17 protein-coding genes are annotated in these 16789 nt (G+C 68.0%); 12 read left to right on the forward strand and 5 right to left on the reverse strand.

What is annotated here, in order from left to right; genetic code table 11:
• The first annotated feature begins 73 nt into the window (after nucleotides 1-73).
• The 4 genes from ASE39_RS10755 to ASE39_RS10765 all read left to right on the forward strand — a co-directional run bounded on the left by ASE39_RS10755 (nucleotide 74) and on the right by ASE39_RS10765 (nucleotide 4387).
• The gene (locus tag ASE39_RS10755) at nucleotides 74-2479 is read left to right on the forward strand and encodes a LamG-like jellyroll fold domain-containing protein (RefSeq protein WP_242421404.1); all 2406 of its coding nucleotides are present in this window, start codon (nucleotides 74-76) and stop codon (nucleotides 2477-2479) included.
• Nucleotides 2480-2590: 111 nt separating this feature from the next.
• The gene (locus ASE39_RS10760) at nucleotides 2591-3196 is read left to right on the forward strand and encodes a TetR family transcriptional regulator (RefSeq protein WP_010465224.1); all 606 of its coding nucleotides are present in this window, start codon (nucleotides 2591-2593) and stop codon (nucleotides 3194-3196) included.
• An 89-nt stretch (nucleotides 3197-3285) separates the two neighbouring features.
• Nucleotides 3286-3408: a hypothetical protein gene (locus ASE39_RS27280; protein WP_258070063.1), complete on the forward strand. Its 123-nt coding sequence runs from the start codon at nucleotides 3286-3288 to the stop codon at nucleotides 3406-3408.
• 64 nt (nucleotides 3409-3472) lie between these two features.
• Nucleotides 3473-4387, forward strand: a complete 915-nt coding sequence (locus ASE39_RS10765; protein WP_010465222.1) for an alpha/beta hydrolase — start codon at nucleotides 3473-3475, stop codon at nucleotides 4385-4387.
• Here the strand turns inward: ASE39_RS10765 and ASE39_RS10770 are convergent.
• Entirely contained in the window at nucleotides 4371-5525 is a 1155-nt protein-coding gene (locus tag ASE39_RS10770; protein ID WP_242421405.1) for a PLP-dependent aspartate aminotransferase family protein, read from the reverse strand. The genes ASE39_RS10765 and ASE39_RS10770 overlap by 17 nt on opposite strands.
• A gap of 58 nt (nucleotides 5526-5583) precedes the next feature.
• Here ASE39_RS10770 and ASE39_RS10775 point away from each other — a divergent pair, with 58 nt between their 5' ends.
• From ASE39_RS10775 to ubiM, 3 genes are all read left to right on the forward strand, one after another.
• Nucleotides 5584-6402: a helix-turn-helix transcriptional regulator gene (locus tag ASE39_RS10775; RefSeq protein ID WP_010465220.1), complete on the forward strand. Its 819-nt coding sequence runs from the start codon at nucleotides 5584-5586 to the stop codon at nucleotides 6400-6402.
• Nucleotides 6403-6529: 127 nt separating this feature from the next.
• Nucleotides 6530-6949 carry a hypothetical protein gene (locus ASE39_RS10780; protein ID WP_010465219.1) on the forward strand — a complete coding sequence of 140 codons (420 nt, stop codon included), beginning with the start codon at nucleotides 6530-6532 and terminating at the stop codon, nucleotides 6947-6949.
• Nucleotides 6950-7141: 192 nt separating this feature from the next.
• Nucleotides 7142-8425 (forward strand): 5-demethoxyubiquinol-8 5-hydroxylase UbiM, encoded by a 1284-nt coding sequence (ubiM, locus tag ASE39_RS10785; RefSeq protein WP_057271128.1) that lies wholly within the window; start codon nucleotides 7142-7144, stop codon nucleotides 8423-8425.
• Nucleotides 8426-8503: 78 nt separating this feature from the next.
• Here the strand turns inward: ubiM and ASE39_RS10790 are convergent, their stop codons facing one another.
• On the reverse strand, nucleotides 8504-9457 hold the full coding sequence (locus ASE39_RS10790) for a class I SAM-dependent methyltransferase (RefSeq protein ID WP_242421406.1): 954 nt from the start codon (nucleotides 9455-9457) through the stop codon (nucleotides 8504-8506).
• 342 nt (nucleotides 9458-9799) lie between these two features.
• On the opposite strand from ASE39_RS10790, the gene ASE39_RS10795 reads away from it, so the two are divergent.
• The gene (locus ASE39_RS10795; RefSeq protein ID WP_057271130.1) at nucleotides 9800-10135 is read left to right on the forward strand and encodes a multidrug efflux SMR transporter; all 336 of its coding nucleotides are present in this window, start codon (nucleotides 9800-9802) and stop codon (nucleotides 10133-10135) included.
• Here the strand turns inward: ASE39_RS10795 and ASE39_RS10800 are convergent.
• The gene (locus ASE39_RS10800) at nucleotides 10129-10881 is read right to left on the reverse strand and encodes a zf-TFIIB domain-containing protein (RefSeq protein ID WP_057227976.1); all 753 of its coding nucleotides are present in this window, start codon (nucleotides 10879-10881) and stop codon (nucleotides 10129-10131) included. The genes ASE39_RS10795 and ASE39_RS10800 overlap by 7 nt on opposite strands.
• 262 nt (nucleotides 10882-11143) lie before the next feature.
• Between ASE39_RS10800 and ASE39_RS10805 the strand changes: the two genes are divergently transcribed.
• The 3 genes from ASE39_RS10805 to ASE39_RS10815 all read left to right on the forward strand — a co-directional run bounded on the left by ASE39_RS10805 (nucleotide 11144) and on the right by ASE39_RS10815 (nucleotide 14587).
• Nucleotides 11144-12673 (forward strand): acetyl-CoA hydrolase/transferase family protein, encoded by a 1530-nt coding sequence (locus ASE39_RS10805; RefSeq protein WP_057271131.1) that lies wholly within the window; start codon nucleotides 11144-11146, stop codon nucleotides 12671-12673.
• A gap of 192 nt (nucleotides 12674-12865) precedes the next feature.
• Nucleotides 12866-14017: an ABC transporter substrate-binding protein gene (locus ASE39_RS10810; RefSeq protein WP_010465208.1), complete on the forward strand. Its 1152-nt coding sequence runs from the start codon at nucleotides 12866-12868 to the stop codon at nucleotides 14015-14017.
• A gap of 147 nt (nucleotides 14018-14164) precedes the next feature.
• Complete coding sequence (locus ASE39_RS10815; RefSeq protein WP_010465207.1) at nucleotides 14165-14587, forward strand: hotdog fold thioesterase; 423 nt, start codon at nucleotides 14165-14167, stop codon at nucleotides 14585-14587.
• A gap of 215 nt (nucleotides 14588-14802) precedes the next feature.
• Here the strand turns inward: ASE39_RS10815 and ASE39_RS10820 are convergent, their stop codons facing one another.
• Nucleotides 14803-15372, reverse strand: a complete 570-nt coding sequence (locus ASE39_RS10820; protein ID WP_010465205.1) for a cob(I)yrinic acid a,c-diamide adenosyltransferase — start codon at nucleotides 15370-15372, stop codon at nucleotides 14803-14805.
• 205 nt (nucleotides 15373-15577) lie between these two features.
• The gene (locus ASE39_RS10825) at nucleotides 15578-16018 is read right to left on the reverse strand and encodes a hypothetical protein (RefSeq protein ID WP_010465203.1); all 441 of its coding nucleotides are present in this window, start codon (nucleotides 16016-16018) and stop codon (nucleotides 15578-15580) included.
• Nucleotides 16019-16323: 305 nt separating this feature from the next.
• Between ASE39_RS10825 and ASE39_RS10830 the strand changes: the two genes are divergently transcribed.
• On the forward strand, nucleotides 16324-16686 hold the full coding sequence (locus ASE39_RS10830; protein WP_057271132.1) for a calcium-binding protein: 363 nt from the start codon (nucleotides 16324-16326) through the stop codon (nucleotides 16684-16686).
• Nucleotides 16687-16789 lie beyond the last annotated feature (103 nt).

Raw genomic sequence — 16789 nt, forward strand, 5'->3', positions numbered from 1 at the left:
GCATTGCATCCCCTTTTGGCCGCATGGCTGTGTGCCATTGCCCGCCCCTACCGGCGGATACCTATCCAGACACATGAATCACAACAACAAGAACTTCGCGGTGCGGCGCCGCGTTCTCAAGGGCATGGCCGCCATGCCCCTGGCAGGCACGCTGGTGGCCTGTGGCGGCAACCCGGCCGACGCCACCAACGGGCCACCCACCAGTTCGGCGCCGATTGGGGGGGATGCACCTCCACCCGCGCCGACGCCCGGCACCACGCCGCCCTCTCCCGCAGCGCCGCCAGCCCCAACGGCCCCCCCTACCACCGCACCACCCTCTACACCACCCACCGCGCCACCGCCACCTGCTTCGCCCCCTCCACCTGCGCCCCCTCCTCCGCCTGCTGCGCCACCCCCACCCGCCGCACCGCCGCCTCCTGCGGCGCCACCGCCACCGCCACCGCCACCGCCACCGCCACCGCCACCGCCACCGCCACCGCCACCAGCCCCCAGTGCCTTTGTGCACCCGGGCGGGCTGCACACGGATGCTGACTTTGCGCGCATGCGCGCCAAGATTGCCGAGAACGCTGCGCCTTGGGTGAGTGGCTGGAACGCGCTTCAGTTTTCAGGGCATTCCTCGCTGAACGGCGATATGTGGCCCCACCCGCTGGCCGTGGTGATCCGTGGCGGCGATGGGCAGAACTTCGGCACCATGATCAAGGACATGCAGCGGGCCTACCAGCTGGCGCTGCGCTGGAAGGTGTCCCAGGACAATGCCTATGCCGACCGTGCCGTGGCTTTCCTGGATGCGTGGTCGAGCACCATGACCACGCTCACCGGCAATGCGGACCGCTACCTCGCCGCTGGCATCTACGGCTACCAGTGGGCCAACACGGTGGAACTCCTGCGCAGCTACTCCGGCTGGTCGCCCGAAGGCCTGGCCCGGTTCCAGAAACTGCTGCTGGAAGTGTTTTACCCGCTGAGCCGCCGCTTCCTGGTGGAACACAACGGCGCCAACATCACCAACTACTGGGCCAACTGGGATCTGTGCAACATCAACGCCATCATGGCCATCGGCATCTGCTGTGACCGGCGCGACCTGTACAACGAGGCCATCAACTACTACAAGAGCGGCCGGGGCAATGGCGCGGCCGCTCACAACGTCTACGCCATCCACCCTGGGCACCTGGGGCAATGGCAGGAGAGTGGGCGCGACCAGGGGCATGCCACGCTCGGCATGTCGCTGTGCGGGGCGCTGTGCGAGATGGCCTGGTCGCAGGGCGACGATCTGTACGGCTACTGGAACAACCGGCTGCTCTCGGCCGCCGAATACGTGGCGGCCAGCAACCTGGCCGATGCGGGTGGCGTGTACCCGACGTTGCCGTTTTTCCGGTATGCCAACCGACAGGGCGTCTTCACCGCCGTGTCAGCGGCCAGCCGTCCGAACCATCGCCCCTGCTGGGAAGTGCTGTACAACCACTACGTCAACCGCAAAGGACTCTCCGCGCCCTACGTGACCGCACTTGCGGCCAAGCTGCGGCCGGAGCCGCGCGGCACAGGGGATGACCCCGGCATGGGCACCCTGACCTTCTCGCTCCCGCCCATCGCCCAGGGCGCCGCGCCCAGCGGGCTCACGGCCTACCTCGTCAACGGCCGGGTACTGCTGTCGTGGTGGGGCAGCGCCTACGCCACGGCCTATGAGGTGCAGCGCGCACCCGCAGCGTCGGGCCCGTTCACCACACTCACCACCGTGGGCGAGGAACGCACCCATACCGACACACCCGGCGCCGGCACCTGGCACTACCGCATCGTGGCAGTCACCCCAACGGGGCGGCTCACGGGTGCCGAAGTGCGCAGCGTCGCCACCGCGCCGCAGCTGAGGCTGCACCTGCCCTTGAACGAAGGCAACGGCACAACGGCCACAGACCAGAGCGGCAACGCGCTGCATGGCCGCCTGGTGGGCGGCACGTCGTGGGGCACGGGCCGCACGGCGGGCAGCAGCGCCGTGGCCCTCGACGGCACCAGCGGCCACGTGGCCCTGCCCACGGGCATCATGAAAGACATGGCCGACTTCACGGTCGCAGTCTGGGTCTACCGGCAAAGCGCGAGCGCCGGGAACGCCCGCGTGTTTGACATCGGCTCCAGCGACATCGCCTACCTGGCACTGCTCGCCAACACCAGCACGCTGCGCTTTGCCTCCACTGGCACCACCTATTTCGGCGAGGAAAACGTCACGTCCTCGGTGGCGCTGGGCACGGGCCGGTGGGTGCACCTGGCGGTGACCCGCCGGGGCAACACCGTGACCCTCTTTGTGGACGGGCAGGCCACCGGCACCCTTGCGGATGCGCCCTTCGCACCCCACCAGCTGGGCGCCACCACCCAGAACTGGCTGGGCCGCGCGCAGTACGGGTCCGACCCGTACTTTGCGGGCCGCATGCAGGATTTCCGCCTCTACAGCGGGGCGCTGACTTCCGTGCAGATCGCGGCCCTGGCCCAGTGACGCGCTGCAGAGCCCCGGCGGCGCACCGGGGCTCTTCGCGCTACCGGCTTCCAAAACACTGCTGACAACAGGGGTTGGTTTATTTCGCACAGTTGTGCTAAATTTCGCCCCATGGATGCCAAGACCCAGAAATCAGAACTCACCCGCGCCGCCATTGTGGGCGCCGCGCTGGACCTGGCTGCGGCCGAAGGGCTGGAGTCGATCACGCTGCAGGCCGTGGCCGACCGCGTGGGGCTGTCCAAGAGCGGCGTGTTCTCGCGCGCCGGCTCACGCGAGGCGCTGCAGAAGGCCGTGATCGAGGAGTTCGGGCGCCGCTTTCTGGCGGATGTGTTTGTGCCTGCCATGCAGCACCCCAAGGGCCTGCCACGCCTCAACGAGATCGTGCGCCGCTGGATTGCACGCACGCGCGATGTGGAGGCGTTCACCGGCTGCATCTACACCGCGGGCGCTTTCGAGCTGGACGACCGCGAAGGCGAGCTGCGCGACCTGCTGCACTCCGAGATCACCCGCTGGCGCGCGGCACTGCGCCGCACTGTGCTGCAGGCCATCGAGGCCGGGCACCTGCCCGCCGACACCCCACAGGAACAGCTGGTGGGCGAGATCTATTCCATGATCATGGGCTTGTTGCACGACGTCCGCTTCCTGCGCGATCCGCAGGCAGTGCCACGCACCGAGGCGTCCTGGGCGCGCCTCGTCAAGAGTTATCAGACCGCCTGATCCTCCCGCTCTCCGTGTTCTCGCGCGATGGATACCTCTTGTTCTTCTTTGTCCCAATTTCGCACAACCGTGCGAAGAAAGGAAACACCATGCTGAGCTTCTTCATCTTCCTGGGCATGGCGGCCATCGTGGCCGCAGCGGGCGCCGTCCATGCGGTGCGCCAGACACTCGCCAGCCTCCCACGCAGCAACCGGGACTGGATCTTCTACTGACCTTTCACCACGCGCCGACCCACCGCCAGACGCGTGCCAACCCCAACCCTTCAGGAGCCCCACCATGAACCCATCGACTGCCCTGCAAGCCACGTCCAACTTCTACGGCGGGCATCCGGCCCTGCGGCTGCTGCGCCTGGCGCTGGGTGCCACCGAGCGCCTGTGGCCCGCCCTGGCCGTGCGCGCGGCCTACCGCCTGTTTGGTACGCCGCTGCCCTTGCGCAAACCCGGCCACCAGGCGGCACCGGCCAGCGGCTGGCGCACCGAACGTTGGCCGTTCGAAGACGCAGAGATCACGCTGTACACCCCCAGCGCCCAGCCCCATGGTCCGGCGGTGTTGCTGCTGCACGGCTGGGGCGGGCATGCGCGCCAGATGCTGCCGCTGGCCGACGCACTGGCCGCGCGGGGCTTACGCCCCGTGCTGGTGGACCTGCCCGCGCACGGTGGCAGCCGGGGCCGTGTGAGCAACCTGCCGCAGTTTGCGCGCGCCATTGAATACACCACCGCGCGCCTGCATGCGCAGGACTCGGCGCCCCGCGCCGTGGTGGCCCATTCGCTGGCCGCCAATGCGGCCGCCCATGCAGCCAGCCGGGGCTTGGCCACCGGGCGGCTGGTGCTGCTGGCGCCGCCCGCATCGCCCCACGAATACACGCGCCTGTTTGCGCAGGTGTTCGGCCTGTCCGAACGCACGCGTGCCGCGATGCAGCGGCGCATCGAGGCCCGCGAGGGCATCCTGATGCGCCAGTTCGAGCCCCCGGCCGTGGGCCCACGCATCACCCTGCCCACCCTGGTCGTGCACGACCGGGGCGACCGCATCAACCGCTTTGCCGACGGCGAGGCCTACCGCGACCACATCCCGGGCGCCACGCTGCTCGCCACCGAGGGGCTGGGGCACCGCAAGATCCTGCAGCAGCCCGATGTGCTGCAGTCGGTGGTGGACTTCGTGGCGAGCCAGGGGGCTGTCAGCCCAGACCGCTGAGCGCTTGTGCCAGATCCGCGCGCAGGTCAGCGGCGTCTTCCAGCCCCACATGCAGGCGGACCAGGCGGCCCTCGTCGGGCAGCGTGGCCAGGTGGCGCAGGTCGTAGGGCACGGCGGGCAACACCAGGCTTTCGTAACCGCCCCAGCTCGTGCCCAGGCTGAAAAGCGCAAGCGCGTCGATGAACGCCGCAAATGCGGCTTCGCTGCATGGCGCCAGCTCGAAGGTGAACGGCCCCGCAGCGCCCGAAAACTGCGCGCGCCAGAGCGCGTGGCCCGGGTCGGAGGGAAGTGCCGGGAACAGCACGCGCCGGACCTGCGGCTGCTGTTGCAGCCATTGGGCCGTCGCCAAGGCGGTCTGCTGGTGCCGTTCGAGCCGCACTGCCAGGGTGCGCAGGCCGCGCAGCGCTAGCCAGCACACATCGGGCGCCGCATGTGCGCCGCTGCGGTCGCAAAAGCGCCGGGTGCTGGCCAGGTCTGCGTGCGACCCCGTGATGAGCCCCAGCATCAGGTCGGAATGCCCGTTGATGTATTTGGTGGCCGAATGGATGGCGATGTGCACGCCCAGGGCGTGGGCATCCAGGAACACCGGCGTGCCCCAGGTGGCGTCCACCGCCACCGGGATGTGGCGCTGGCGCGCCGCCGCGCACACTGCGCGCGCGTCCAGCATCTCCATGGTCAGCGACGCGGGGGTCTCGATGTAGACCAGGCTGGTGTTGTCCCGCAGGTAGGGCGTGATGTCGGCGCCTTCCGGAAAGTACTCGACGGTGGTGCCCTGCGGCACCAGCTCCTGGTCGCAGAAGATGCGCGTGGGCCCATAGACGCCCTGATTCAGCAGCAGGTGGCGGCCCGGCCCGGCATGGGCGCTCAGCACGGCCACGATGGCCGCCAGCCCGCTGGCCGTGGCCAGGCAGGTTTCTGCGCCCGACAACGCGGCCATGCAGCGCTGCAGCTCGAACGTGGTGGAGGTGCCCGAGCGGCCGTAGCGCGGCGAGTCGAACACGGTCTGGTGGTGCGCGTGTTTGTAGGCGGCCAGGGTGTCGAACACGACGGTCGAGGCCCGCACCAGCGGCGGGTTGATGGCCTGGACGGCGTGGGCCGTCTCGCGGCCGGCATGGACAAGGAAGGTGGTGGTGTGCATGGGCTGGGGGCGGTTTTTGGGGAGGTGTGGCGAGAAGGTGGTTTCATAATAGGACGGCATGTCAGCACCAGAACGCCAACAAACATCGCCAGAACGCCAAGACGCCGGCCTGTGGGCCACGCTGGCCAAAACGCACGCGGCGGGCACACGGTTGCCCGTGCACCAGCACCGCAGCGGCCAGCTGGTGTTTGCCACGCGGGGCGTGATGCTGGTGGAGACACCCCACGCGCGCTGGACCGTGCCGCCGCAGCGCGCGCTGTGGGTACCCCCGCACCACCCCCATGCGATCGAAGTGCTCTCTGCCACCGACCTGCGCACGGTGTACTGCCAGCCGGCGCTGGTGGCGCAGTGCGCATCGTTTGCCCGCCGGGACGAGGTGCACGCCGTGGTCGCGTCGCCGCTGATCCAGCAGCTGGTGCTGGGGCTCTTCAACGGCGGGTTCGACCACCCCACGCGGCAGCTGATGGTGTCCCTGCTGCTGCACACGCTGCAGCACACGCCCTGCCTGCCCACCCACCTGCCGATGCCTGCCAGCGAAGGGTTGCGGCGCGCGCTCGCGCTGTTGCTGCAGGCCCACCAGTGGCAGCTCCCGCTGCACGAACTCGCGGCCGAGGCCGCCATGTCCGACCGCACGTTCACCCGGCGCTTCACGGCGGAGGCGGGTCTGAGCTTTCGCGCCTGGCGCCAGCGTGCGCGCATCATTGCCTCGCTCGACCTGCTGGCCTCGGGCCGGCCGGTCAAGGCCATCGCGCACGCCCTGCAGTTCGAGAGCCCCGCCGCGTACATCGCCTCGTTCCGCGCGCTACTGGGCTGCACACCGAACACCTTCCGCCAGGGGCAGCACGACAACACGGCTGTGGCAGACGCGCACCCGTAGCCATGGCACGGGCGGGCCCCGCCATGGGGGCCGCCGGGGACCGGGGGCCTCCTCTATCATTCGCAGTCCGCAGCCCCGACGCTGCCAGCCCCCTCTCGACCCCCAGATTCTTCCGATGCATCTCCTCATGTCCGCCTGGCCTGCCCTGGCCCTGCTGCTGCCCGCCCTGGTGCTGGTGTCGGCCATCTACTTCCTGGCCAAGGGCGACCGCAGGGCGTTTGCGCAACTGCTGGCCCTGCTGGCCTGCCTGGTCATCGGCGCGTTGCTGATGGAGTTCTTCATCTTCATGGCGGCGCGCATGGCGCGCTCGGGCAGCGCGGCGGCCATGCCGGTGCTGGGCACGGGCACACGCCAGCTGCTGGAGACCATGGCCAACCCGCGCTCCATCGCCGCACCCCCGCTGTCGCTGGCCGCGGTGGCGGCCTACAGCGTGCTGGCGGCGTACCTGTGGGTGCTGGTCACCTGGGGGCTGCACCTGCGCGGCAAACCGGCGGGTGGCGCCAGGAAGAAGCCCGCCAAGGGCGCGCGCAAGCCAGCACGCTCGTAGAGCGCCATACTTTTCGTTTTTTTTAGGCCCTGGCGCTTATCCCACATCATTTTTTTGCTATTCAATTAATAGCATTCAGGCATGGTGCCTTGATACAGGGCAAATCGCCGCGCCGGGTGCCCGCCCACAATGGCAGGCCCCACCCCACCGTTGCAGGGTGGGTGCCGGGCGGTTTCGCCCGGCCTTCCTGCCATGACCTCCTCCTCACACAGCGACGTCCTCATCGTCGGCGCGGGCCCTGCGGGCCTGTCGCTGGCCATTTCCCTGGCGCAGGCCGGGTTCACCGCCACCGTGGTCGAACAGCAGCCCGAGGCCGCGCTGGCCCACCCCGCGCCCGATGGCCGGGAGATCGCCCTCACCCACCCCAGCATGGCCACGCTACAGCGGCTGGGCACCTGGGCGGGCCTGGCAGCGCACGAGGTGGGCACCATCCGCGAAGCGCAGGTGCACGACGGCCCGCTGGGCCAGCGCAGCGCCCTGCAGCTGGGCACGCAAGGCACGGGGCTCCCGGCCCTGGGCTTCATCGTGCCCAACCACGCACTGCGCCGCACGGCCTATGCCGTGGCGGCATGCACCCCGGGTGTGCGCATCGTGACCGGCGCCCAGGTGGTGCGCGTGGCCACGCAGTCCACCCACGCCGAGCTGGAGTACCTGCCACATGCGCCCGTCGGTGCGCCCGCCGGTGGCCCTGCGGCACCGCCGCAGCGTCTGCAGGCCCCACTGCTGGTGGCGGCGGACAGCCGCTTCTCGGCCACGCGGCGGCAGTTGGGCATTGGCGCACGCATGACGGACTTTGGCCGCACCGTGATCGTCTGCCGCATGCGCCATGCCCAGCCGCACGGTGACGTGGCGCACGAGTGTTTTGGCTACGAACGCACGCTGGCGGTGCTGCCCTTGCCGGATGACCCCCACGAGGGGCATGCGCTGTGCTCGGTGGTGGTCACTGCAGGCACCGCCGATGCAGCAGCGCTGATGGCCCAGAGCCCGCAGGCCTTCGCAGCCACGGTGCAGGCCCAGCTGGGCGACCGCCTGGGACCTTTGCAGCTGGAAGGCGAGCGCTACGCGTACCCGCTGGTAGCCGTGTATGCGCAGCGCTTTGCAGACCACCGCTGCGCGTTGCTGGGCGATGCCGCCGTGGGCATGCACCCTGTGACGGCGCATGGCTACAACCTGGGTCTGGCCGGTGTGGAGCGCCTGACAGCCGCCGTGGTGGCAGCCCGCAGCCAGGGCCACGACATCGGCAATACCGAAACCCTGGCCACCTATGCGCGGGCGCACCACCGCCACGCCTGGCCGATGTATGAAGGCACCAATGCCATCGTGCGGCTGTACACCGACACGCGCCCCGTGCCGCGCCTGCTGCGGCAGCTGGTGCTGCAAGGCGCGCGGCGGCTGCCGCCGCTGCAGGCCGCCATCGTGGGGCAGCTCACGGGCCAGGCGCCACGATGGATGCGAGCGCTGGCGCCCAGGCAGTAGCACAAGCTTTGCAAACGGCGCGCCCAACGCCAGCGCCACCGTGGAACTGGCTTTGCCCGCCCACCGGTGGCGTCCCCCTCAGGGGGAGCCATCTCCCACGCCCAAGGTGACCAAGCCGTACAGCGGCGCGCCCAGCCACGGCCACCACAGCGCTTCCAGCACCACACCCGGCCAGCCATAACATTCCGACACGCTCTGCTGGCGCAACAGCGCCAGGCGCGGGTGCGCGGCGGTCAGCTCGTCCATGTTGCCCACGCCCCAGTGGAACTCCGCCCCCGTGGGGCCGACGCTCGCGTGCTGCGCGGCATGGCCCACGGCCCGGTATGTCATCACATCGAGCACCAGGCGCGAGCCTGCCGGCGCACACTGCGCAAACTCGCGCAGCACGGCCTGCACTTGCGCGGGCTGAAAGTACATGAGCACCCCTTCGCAGACGATGAACACTGGCTGCACACCCGCGCCATCGCCCTGCGGGAGCCCCAGCCGCTGCCACCAGCCGGGCTGGGTGAGGTCCACCGTGGCCTGGCGCGTGCGCGGGCAGCGCACCGGCAGCAGCTGCCCGCGCAGGTCCATGACCTCGGGCAGATCGGCATCCAGCCACTGGTTGGCGCCCGTATCGAGCCACTGGAAGTGGTGCGACAGGCCACAGCCCAGGTTCACACCACGGGCCTGCGGGTGCGCGAGGAAAAAGCTGCGGCCCGCGTCCTTGATGGCGCGCGTGCGCCACAGCACGTTCAGCACCGTGGGCAGGTCGTCCAGGCACGATTCCACGTCGGCACCCAGGCGGTCCACCAGGCTGGTGGCCACCGCGTCGTCGCAGGCCAGCCAGGGAAAGTAGCGGCTCCCCCGCGCGCGCGCCGCCAACGGGATCAGCAGGGTGCTGGGCACCGCCTGCAGGTGGGCGCGCTGCAGCAGGCAGGGGGTAGCGGAGTCGGAGGCGGCGGCGCCATCCCCCACATCCACAGGTTTGCGCCGCGCCGGTGCGGCGGGTGTACGGGCACGGCGTCGGGTTGGGGGCGGATGCGGCTGCAAGGTCCTCTCCTCCTGTGGCCACCGGGTGCCACGGCTGGTTGGTTGTTTGCGACGGGGCCCACCAGAACACAGGCCTGCGCCATTGTGAACGGGTTGGGGGGTGGTGCGGCGGATGGGCTGGGTGCGTGAAGGGACACCTTCACGCCATCCAGCGCTGCCGCTGTGTCAACGCTCCATGATCTGCGCAAATGCAAGGGGCCGCCAGGGCCTGGATGTGATGTTCTTGATGGAACGCAAGGGCGTGGCTACACTGCGGCCCTTCACCACCTGGGTACCGCTTCATCGTACTGCCCGTGTCACTCGGTACAAGTGACAAACGGGCATGTTCGGCAGAGGTGCCCCATGAATCCAAACCTATCGGCCTGGCTGCTTGTCGCAGCCAGCGTCATTGCAGAAGTTGTCGGAACGGTCGCGCTCAAGTACTCCGATGGCTTTTCCAGACCCCTCCCATCCGGCATGGCCGCTGCGTGCTACGCGCTCGCCATCTGGCTCATGGCGGTGGCCATGCGCCAACTGGACATGGGCATCACCTATGCGGTCTGGGCCGCAAGCGGCACGGCGGCCACGGCCATCGTGGGGATCGCACTGTTTGGCGAGCCAGTGGACACCATCAAGGCACTGGGCCTGGTTTGCGTGGTGGGAGGCGTTGTGATGCTCCACCTTGGAAACCCTCAGTGATGGCTCCTGGTGTTGATCACCGCCCACACCAAGGCCACCCCGGCCGACAGCAGGTCGCCCGTGAATGAACTGTCATCGGCATCGCTGGTGCCGGTAAACGCCCGCTTTTGCCGCTCACGCTCGGCGCGCGTGCGGTCGCGCTCCAGGGCCACCAGCGCGTCGCCGATATCCACCGGGCTGGAGGGCATGGCGCGTGGACTGCTGGCTTTGGCATAGCCCTCCATGGCGCGCACCACGGCCTCGGGGTCGATCAGCGAGAACGCGGCCCGGCAGTAGGGGCAGGCGTGGTCCTTGCGGATGTCCACAGGGGCACCGCAGCTGGTGCAATAGATGGCGCCCACGCGCTTGGCCAGGTCGTCGATCTCGGGCCGCGTCATGTGGCGCACAAAGCCTTTTTCGACCATGAAGGAGGAGAACGTGCTGAAGCGGCCGTGCTGGCGCCCGCAACGGTAGATCATGTAGCGGCCGCTGCGCACCACATCAAACCCTTTTTCCAGCGGCTTCACGCAGCGCGGGCAGGCCATGCGGTCGCTCAGGGGCTGGTGATGGTCAATGCGGTGCTCGTGCAGCAGGCGGAACAATTCGACCACCGACGCGGGGGTGAGCTTGAGGTTTTCGTGCCGGTCAAACCACAGGCCCTGGCAGGCAAAACAGATGTCCAGCTCCAGCGCCCCTCCCAGATTGCTGGCGAACTGGTGTACCTCCATCGGCTGGCGGCAGGACGGGCAGGACGGTGCGGATGTCATGGGTGGTCGATGAAAAGGGCCGGTGGCTCAGCGGTGGCCGGTGCCGCAGATGCTAACCGCCCTGCCCGGCCATCGGCAGCCAGCGCGGGCACGGTGGCCAGGGACCGGTCGGCATCAAAATCAGGGTAAACCCGCATTTCGGCATGCTCGCTTGCTACGATCAGCGTCTTTGCAGACAGTGGGCAGTGCAATGAGGCACCCCGCGCACCGGGCGCAGCCGTTTCTCCGCACCTGTTTGCCGATCCCCCCACGGAGCACGTTCATGACTTTGGCCGATCGGGTGTTGTACCCGGACTTTCTCTCCCGCACCATGTCCGCCGATGAAGCGGCCGCCCTGATCCCCGCCGGTGCCCATGTGGGCATGAGCGGCTTTACCGGCGCGGGCTACCCCAAGGCGGTGCCGGGCGCGCTGGCCCGCCGCATCGAGAGCCTGAACGCGCAGGGCCATGGCTTCAAGATCGGCCTGTGGACCGGGGCGTCCACCGCGCCGGAACTCGACGGCGCGCTGGCCCAGGTGGACGGCATCGAGATGCGCCTGCCCTACCAGTCCGATCCCACGGTGCGCCGCCAGATCAATGCGGGGCAGATGCAGTATGTGGACATCCACCTGTCGCATGTGGCGCAGTTCGTGTGGTTTGGCTTCCTGGGCAAGCTCGACGTGGCCGTGGTCGAGGTGGCGGGCGTGTTGCCCGACGGGCGGCTGATTCCCTCGTCCTCGGTGGGCAACAACAAGACCTGGTTGGACCAGGCCGACAAGGTGATTCTGGAAGTGAATGCCTGGCACAACCCGGGGCTCGAAGGCATGCACGACATCTACTACGGCACCGACGTGCCGCCACACCGCAAGCCCATTCCGATGACGCGGCCCGACGAGCGCATTGGCGAGCCCTACCTGCGCTGCGACCCGTCCAAGGTGATCGCGGTGGTGGTGACGAACCAGCCCGACCGCAACTCGGTCTACGCCGCGCCCGACGACACCTCAAACCGCATCGCGGGCCACATCATCGAGTTCCTGCAGCACGAGGTGAAGAAGGGCCGCCTGCCCAAGGACCTGCTGCCACTGCAGTCGGGCGTGGGCAACATCGCCAACGCGGTGCTGGCGGGGTTGAACCACGGGCCGTTCGAGAACCTCACGGCCTACACCGAGGTGCTGCAGGATGGCATGCTGGACATGCTGCGCTCGGGCAAGCTCGCCAGCGCCTCGGCCACCGCCCTGTCGCTCAGCCCAGCGGCGATGCAGGATTTCAACGAGCGCATCGACTTCTACAAGCAGCGCATCGTGCTGCGCCCGCAGGAGATCAGCAACCACCCCGAGTTGATCCGCCGCATGGGCCTGATCGCGATGAACGGCATGATCGAGGCCGACATCTACGGCAACGTGAACTCCACCCACATCATGGGCTCGGCCATCATGAACGGCATCGGCGGCTCGGGCGACTTTGCGCGCAACGCCTACCTGTCGATCTTCATGACACCGTCGCTGGCCAAGAACGGCAGCATCTCGTGCATCGTGCCCATGGCCTCGCACGTGGACCACACCGAGCACGACGTGCAGATCCTCGTCACCGAACAGGGCCTGGCCGACCTGCGCGGCCACTCGCCCACGCAGCGGGCCGAGCTCATCATCGACCGCTGCGCCCACCCGGACTTCCGCCCTGCCCTGCACGACTACATGGCCCGCGCCAAGCGGGGCGCCGTGGGCCAGCACACACCCCACCTGCTGGGCGAGGCGCTGTCCTGGCACCAGCGGTATGTGGAGACCGGCAACATGCGGCAAGCCCCTTCCACCTGAACACCGGGCACCCGCACCGGAGGGCGCGCCGATTCCCTGGCCCGGGACAGGGACTACAGCGGGTTGCCACAGATCTCCGGCTAAAATAAGGGTTAACCCTAGGTCACTCGACCCCTTCACCCCCCAGCTTTCCCTGCAACACCAGCCCCGCCGGGGCTGGTTGTGTTTTTTTGTCTGCGAGTTTTCTTCACCATGCAACGCCGTCAGTTCACCCAATCCCTTGTCGCCGCCAGCACCGGCCTGCTGCTTGCCACGTCGTCGCGCGCCGTGGGCGTGCAAGACCCCATGGACGCCAAGAGCGTGACCATCGGCTGCTCCATCGGACTGACCGGCGCGCTCGCCAGCCTGGGCAAGGAGCTCAAGCAGGGGCTGGATGCGGGCATCGCCCACGCCAACGCGCGCAACATCCATGGCCGCGAGATCAAGCTGCTGGCGCTGGACGACGGCTACGACGCCGCCCGCTCCGAAGACAACGCGCGCAAGCTGATTGCGGACGCCAACGTGGTCTCGCTGATCTCGTGCATGGGCACGGCCAACAACCAGCGCATCCTGCCGCTGGTGGACGAAGCGCAGATCCCTTACGTGGCACCACAAAGCGGCGCCACCTCGCTGCGCAAGGCCGAGTACCGCTCGGTGTTCCACGTGCGCGCCAGCTACACCGACGAAGCCCAGCGCCTGGCGCAAAAGCTGGTGTCCATGGGCATCACCGACCTGGCCATCGTGTACCAGGACACAGCGTTTGGCCGCGAGTTTCTGGCCGACGTGAACAAGGCCATGGCAGCGGCCAAGCAGCCCACGCCCAAGGCTTTCAAGCTTGACGCCCAGGGCGCGCAGGTGGCCGACGTGGTGGGCAAGGCCGTGGCCGCCAAGCCCAATGCCGTGCTGCTGGGCACGGCAGGCGACATCACCGCCACGCTGGTCAATGAGTTCAAGAAAGTCTCGCCCAGCACGCCGCTGGCCGCTACCAGCGTGGCCCTGTCGGGCGACAACCTGCGCCAACTGGGTGGCAAGGCATCGGGCATTGCGCTGTCGATGGTGCTGCCCGACGCAGGCCGCACCAGCGTGGCCGTGGTGCGCGACTACCAGAAAGCCATGCGGGCGCTGGGGTTCCAGGAGTTCTCGGCCCGCAGCTTTGAAGGCTATGTGAATGCCCGCGTGCTGACCGAGGGCCTGGACCGCGCGGGCCGAGACCTGACACGCGCCAAGCTGCGCACCGCGCTGGCCGGCATCCGCAGCAACGACCTGGGTGGCCTGTCCATCGACTATGCCGGCGGCGCACCCTATGTGGGCTCGCGCTTCCTGGACCTGGGCGTGATGGGTGCCAACGGCAAACTCGTCGGGTAACCTCCTGAGGCGCCCCCAAGGGGGATGCCTCAGGTGGCCTGGCGAAGCCAGTTCCACGGTGGCGCTGGGCCGGACGGCGTCGGTAACAGCGGCGCAGACGCTATGGGCACAATGGGTGGTTTCTTCCCACTGCTGACCGAAGCCACCATGCCCATCTGGAAAAAGCCTGTCGACCTGGCTCGACTCAACGCCGACCACCACAACACCGCTGCCTCTCACCTGGGCATCGAGATCATCGAGCTGGGTGACGACTTTCTGCGCGGCCGCGTGCCGGTGGACCAGCGCACCAAACAACCGTTCGGGCTGCTGCATGGCGGTGTGAGCGTGGTGCTGGCCGAGTCGCTGGGCTCGGTGGGCGCCTACTACGCCAGCCCCGAGGGGCACAACGCCGTGGGCCTGGACATCAACGCCAACCACCTGCGCTCTGCCACCAGCGGCTGGGTGACGGCCACCGCGCGGCCCATCCACATCGGACGGACCACGCACGTGTGGCACATCGACATGGTCAACGAGGCAGGCGAGCTGACCTGCGTGTCACGGCTGACCATGGCGATCCTCGCACCGAGGTAGGGTGCATCCCCCTGAGGCGCTGCGCGCCTTCCCCCTTCTCGTGAATCGCTGCGCGATTCGGGAAGGGGGATGCAGCCCTCGCTGCGGGGCGGCCCTCGCTGCGGGGCGGCCCTTGCTCGGCTGCCCTGGCTTGGACAGCGCCAGTTGCAAAGGCAAGGGTTAAATTTTTAGCAAAATCACCCTCTAGCGCTTACTGGACAAGCGCAATCAGCTATCTATTCAGTAGCATTCTGCTGCGCCAGGCGCTCGCTTTTCCAGTACACGTCATCGCCGCCATCCATGCGGTTGAGTACGCGGGCCAGCACGAACATCAGGTCGGACAGGCGGTTGAGGTATTGCCGGGGCGCATCATGGATGGGTTCCGCATTGCCCAGCGCCACCACCACACGCTCTGCGCGGCGCGCCACGGTGCGGCAGACATGGGCCTGCGCGGCGGCGCGGGTGCCCGCGGGCAGGATGAATTCCTGCAGGCGCGGCAACGCGGCGTTGTGGTGGGCCAGGGCTTCGTCCAGTGCCAGCACCGCTTCCGGCTTGAGCAGTTCAAAGCCGGGAATCGACAGCTCGCCCCCCAGGTTGAACAGCTGGTGCTGCACCTCGACGAGCAGGTTGCGCACATCGTCCGGCAAGCGCTCGCACAGCAGCAGGCCGATGTGGGAATTGAGTTCATCCACATCCCCGAGGGCGTGGATGCGCAGGTTGTCTTTGGAGACCCGTTCGTTGTTGCCCAGGCCGGTGGTGCCGGCGTCGCCGGTGCGCGTGGCGATCTGTGTGAGTCGGTTGCCCATGGGTGCCTTGGTCGGTGGAGAGTGCGGGGAGGAAGCGCTGCGAACAAGGGCAGCTTCCCTGATTTTCCGCTACCACGCGGCGGCCGTCCCACCGTCGGCGCACGGACCCTCGCTTGCCCATGAAAAAACCCCTTGCACACGCGATGCAAGGGGCGCTGCTGCGCCATGGCGCAGTGGACGGGTCCCTCAGTTGCCTGGCGCTGCGTCAGTGGGTGGCCGTCGTGCGGTTGAGCTTGTCGACGTCTGCAGTGGAGACACCTGCGTTGGAAGGCTTCATGTTGTTCCACGCATTGGCGTGGTAGGTGTCCCATTCCTGGCGCGACACGGTGCCATCGCCGTTGGAATCCATCAGGCGTGCATTGGTGCGTGTGTCTGCCTTGGCTGCAGCCTTGCCACCGGAAGCACTGGGGTTGATTTCGGCCACCGGGGCACCACGGCCATCGCCCTTGGCGGGGTCGGCGGGCGCGGCCGTGCTCTGGCTGGCGCGCTGGTCGACCTTGTTTTGTGCATTGCTCGCAGCAGCGCCACCAGAAGCTGAAGGGCTCACTTCAGACGGCGGGCGCGCTGTGTTGCCAGCCGGCGCCTGGGCGAGGGCGGCAGTGCAGGCCAGGGCAACGAGGGCGGCAACAACGGTTTGCTTTTTCATGGAAGGCTCCTTGGGATAAACAATGAACAACATCCATCCAGCGGATGGATGCAGAAGGCCATTGTTTTGAGGGAAGCAACACGCGCCGTGTAGGACATGCCCCGGCATGCCAGTCATCCAGCAAGCCCCACCAGCGGCCACAACTTTTTGGTACATCGGCGCAAGGTTGCGACACAAAAGGGCTGCGGGTGGTTACACCACGCTGGCAAATGTTGGCCCGGGCAACAGCAGGCAAGAGTGCTGGCCTTCGCAGGCGTGCTGCGGTGCAATGAAACCCTGTTCAACTTCGAAGGAGCTTAGCTTCCATGAAAGCACTGCAACGACGCACCTATTCGTTCGACACGCGCAGCGTGATGCTTTTCGCCGCCATCTCCCTGGGCGGTGCGGGCGCATTGCAAGCACAGACCACTTCGGCTTCGCCCCAGCCCGCCCCCGCCAGCAGGACAGCGCCCCAGGCGGACTCCAAATATTCGTATGGCCCTGGCACCGACAACCCTTCCATGGCGGCCACCACGGCATTCAACCGCGCCGACGCCGACAAGGATGGCAAGCTGACCGAGAAGGAAGCAGCCCAGCTGCCCGCCATCAGCCAGCGTTTCAAGGAACTGGATGTCGACCAGAGCGGATCGCTGTCGCCCGCAGAATTCGAGAAGGGTCTGCTGTCCTGAGCATTTTGAGTGGGGACCCCTGGCCTGGCATTGGTGCCAGCCTTTGGGTGACCTCTGTGGTGTAGCGGGCCATTGGGGCCTGCGAGCCCGCCTGCCCTGGAGC

The sequence above is a fragment of the Acidovorax sp. Root267 genome (assembly GCF_001429215.1).
Lineage (GTDB): Bacteria > Pseudomonadota > Gammaproteobacteria > Burkholderiales > Burkholderiaceae_C > Acidovorax > Acidovorax radicis.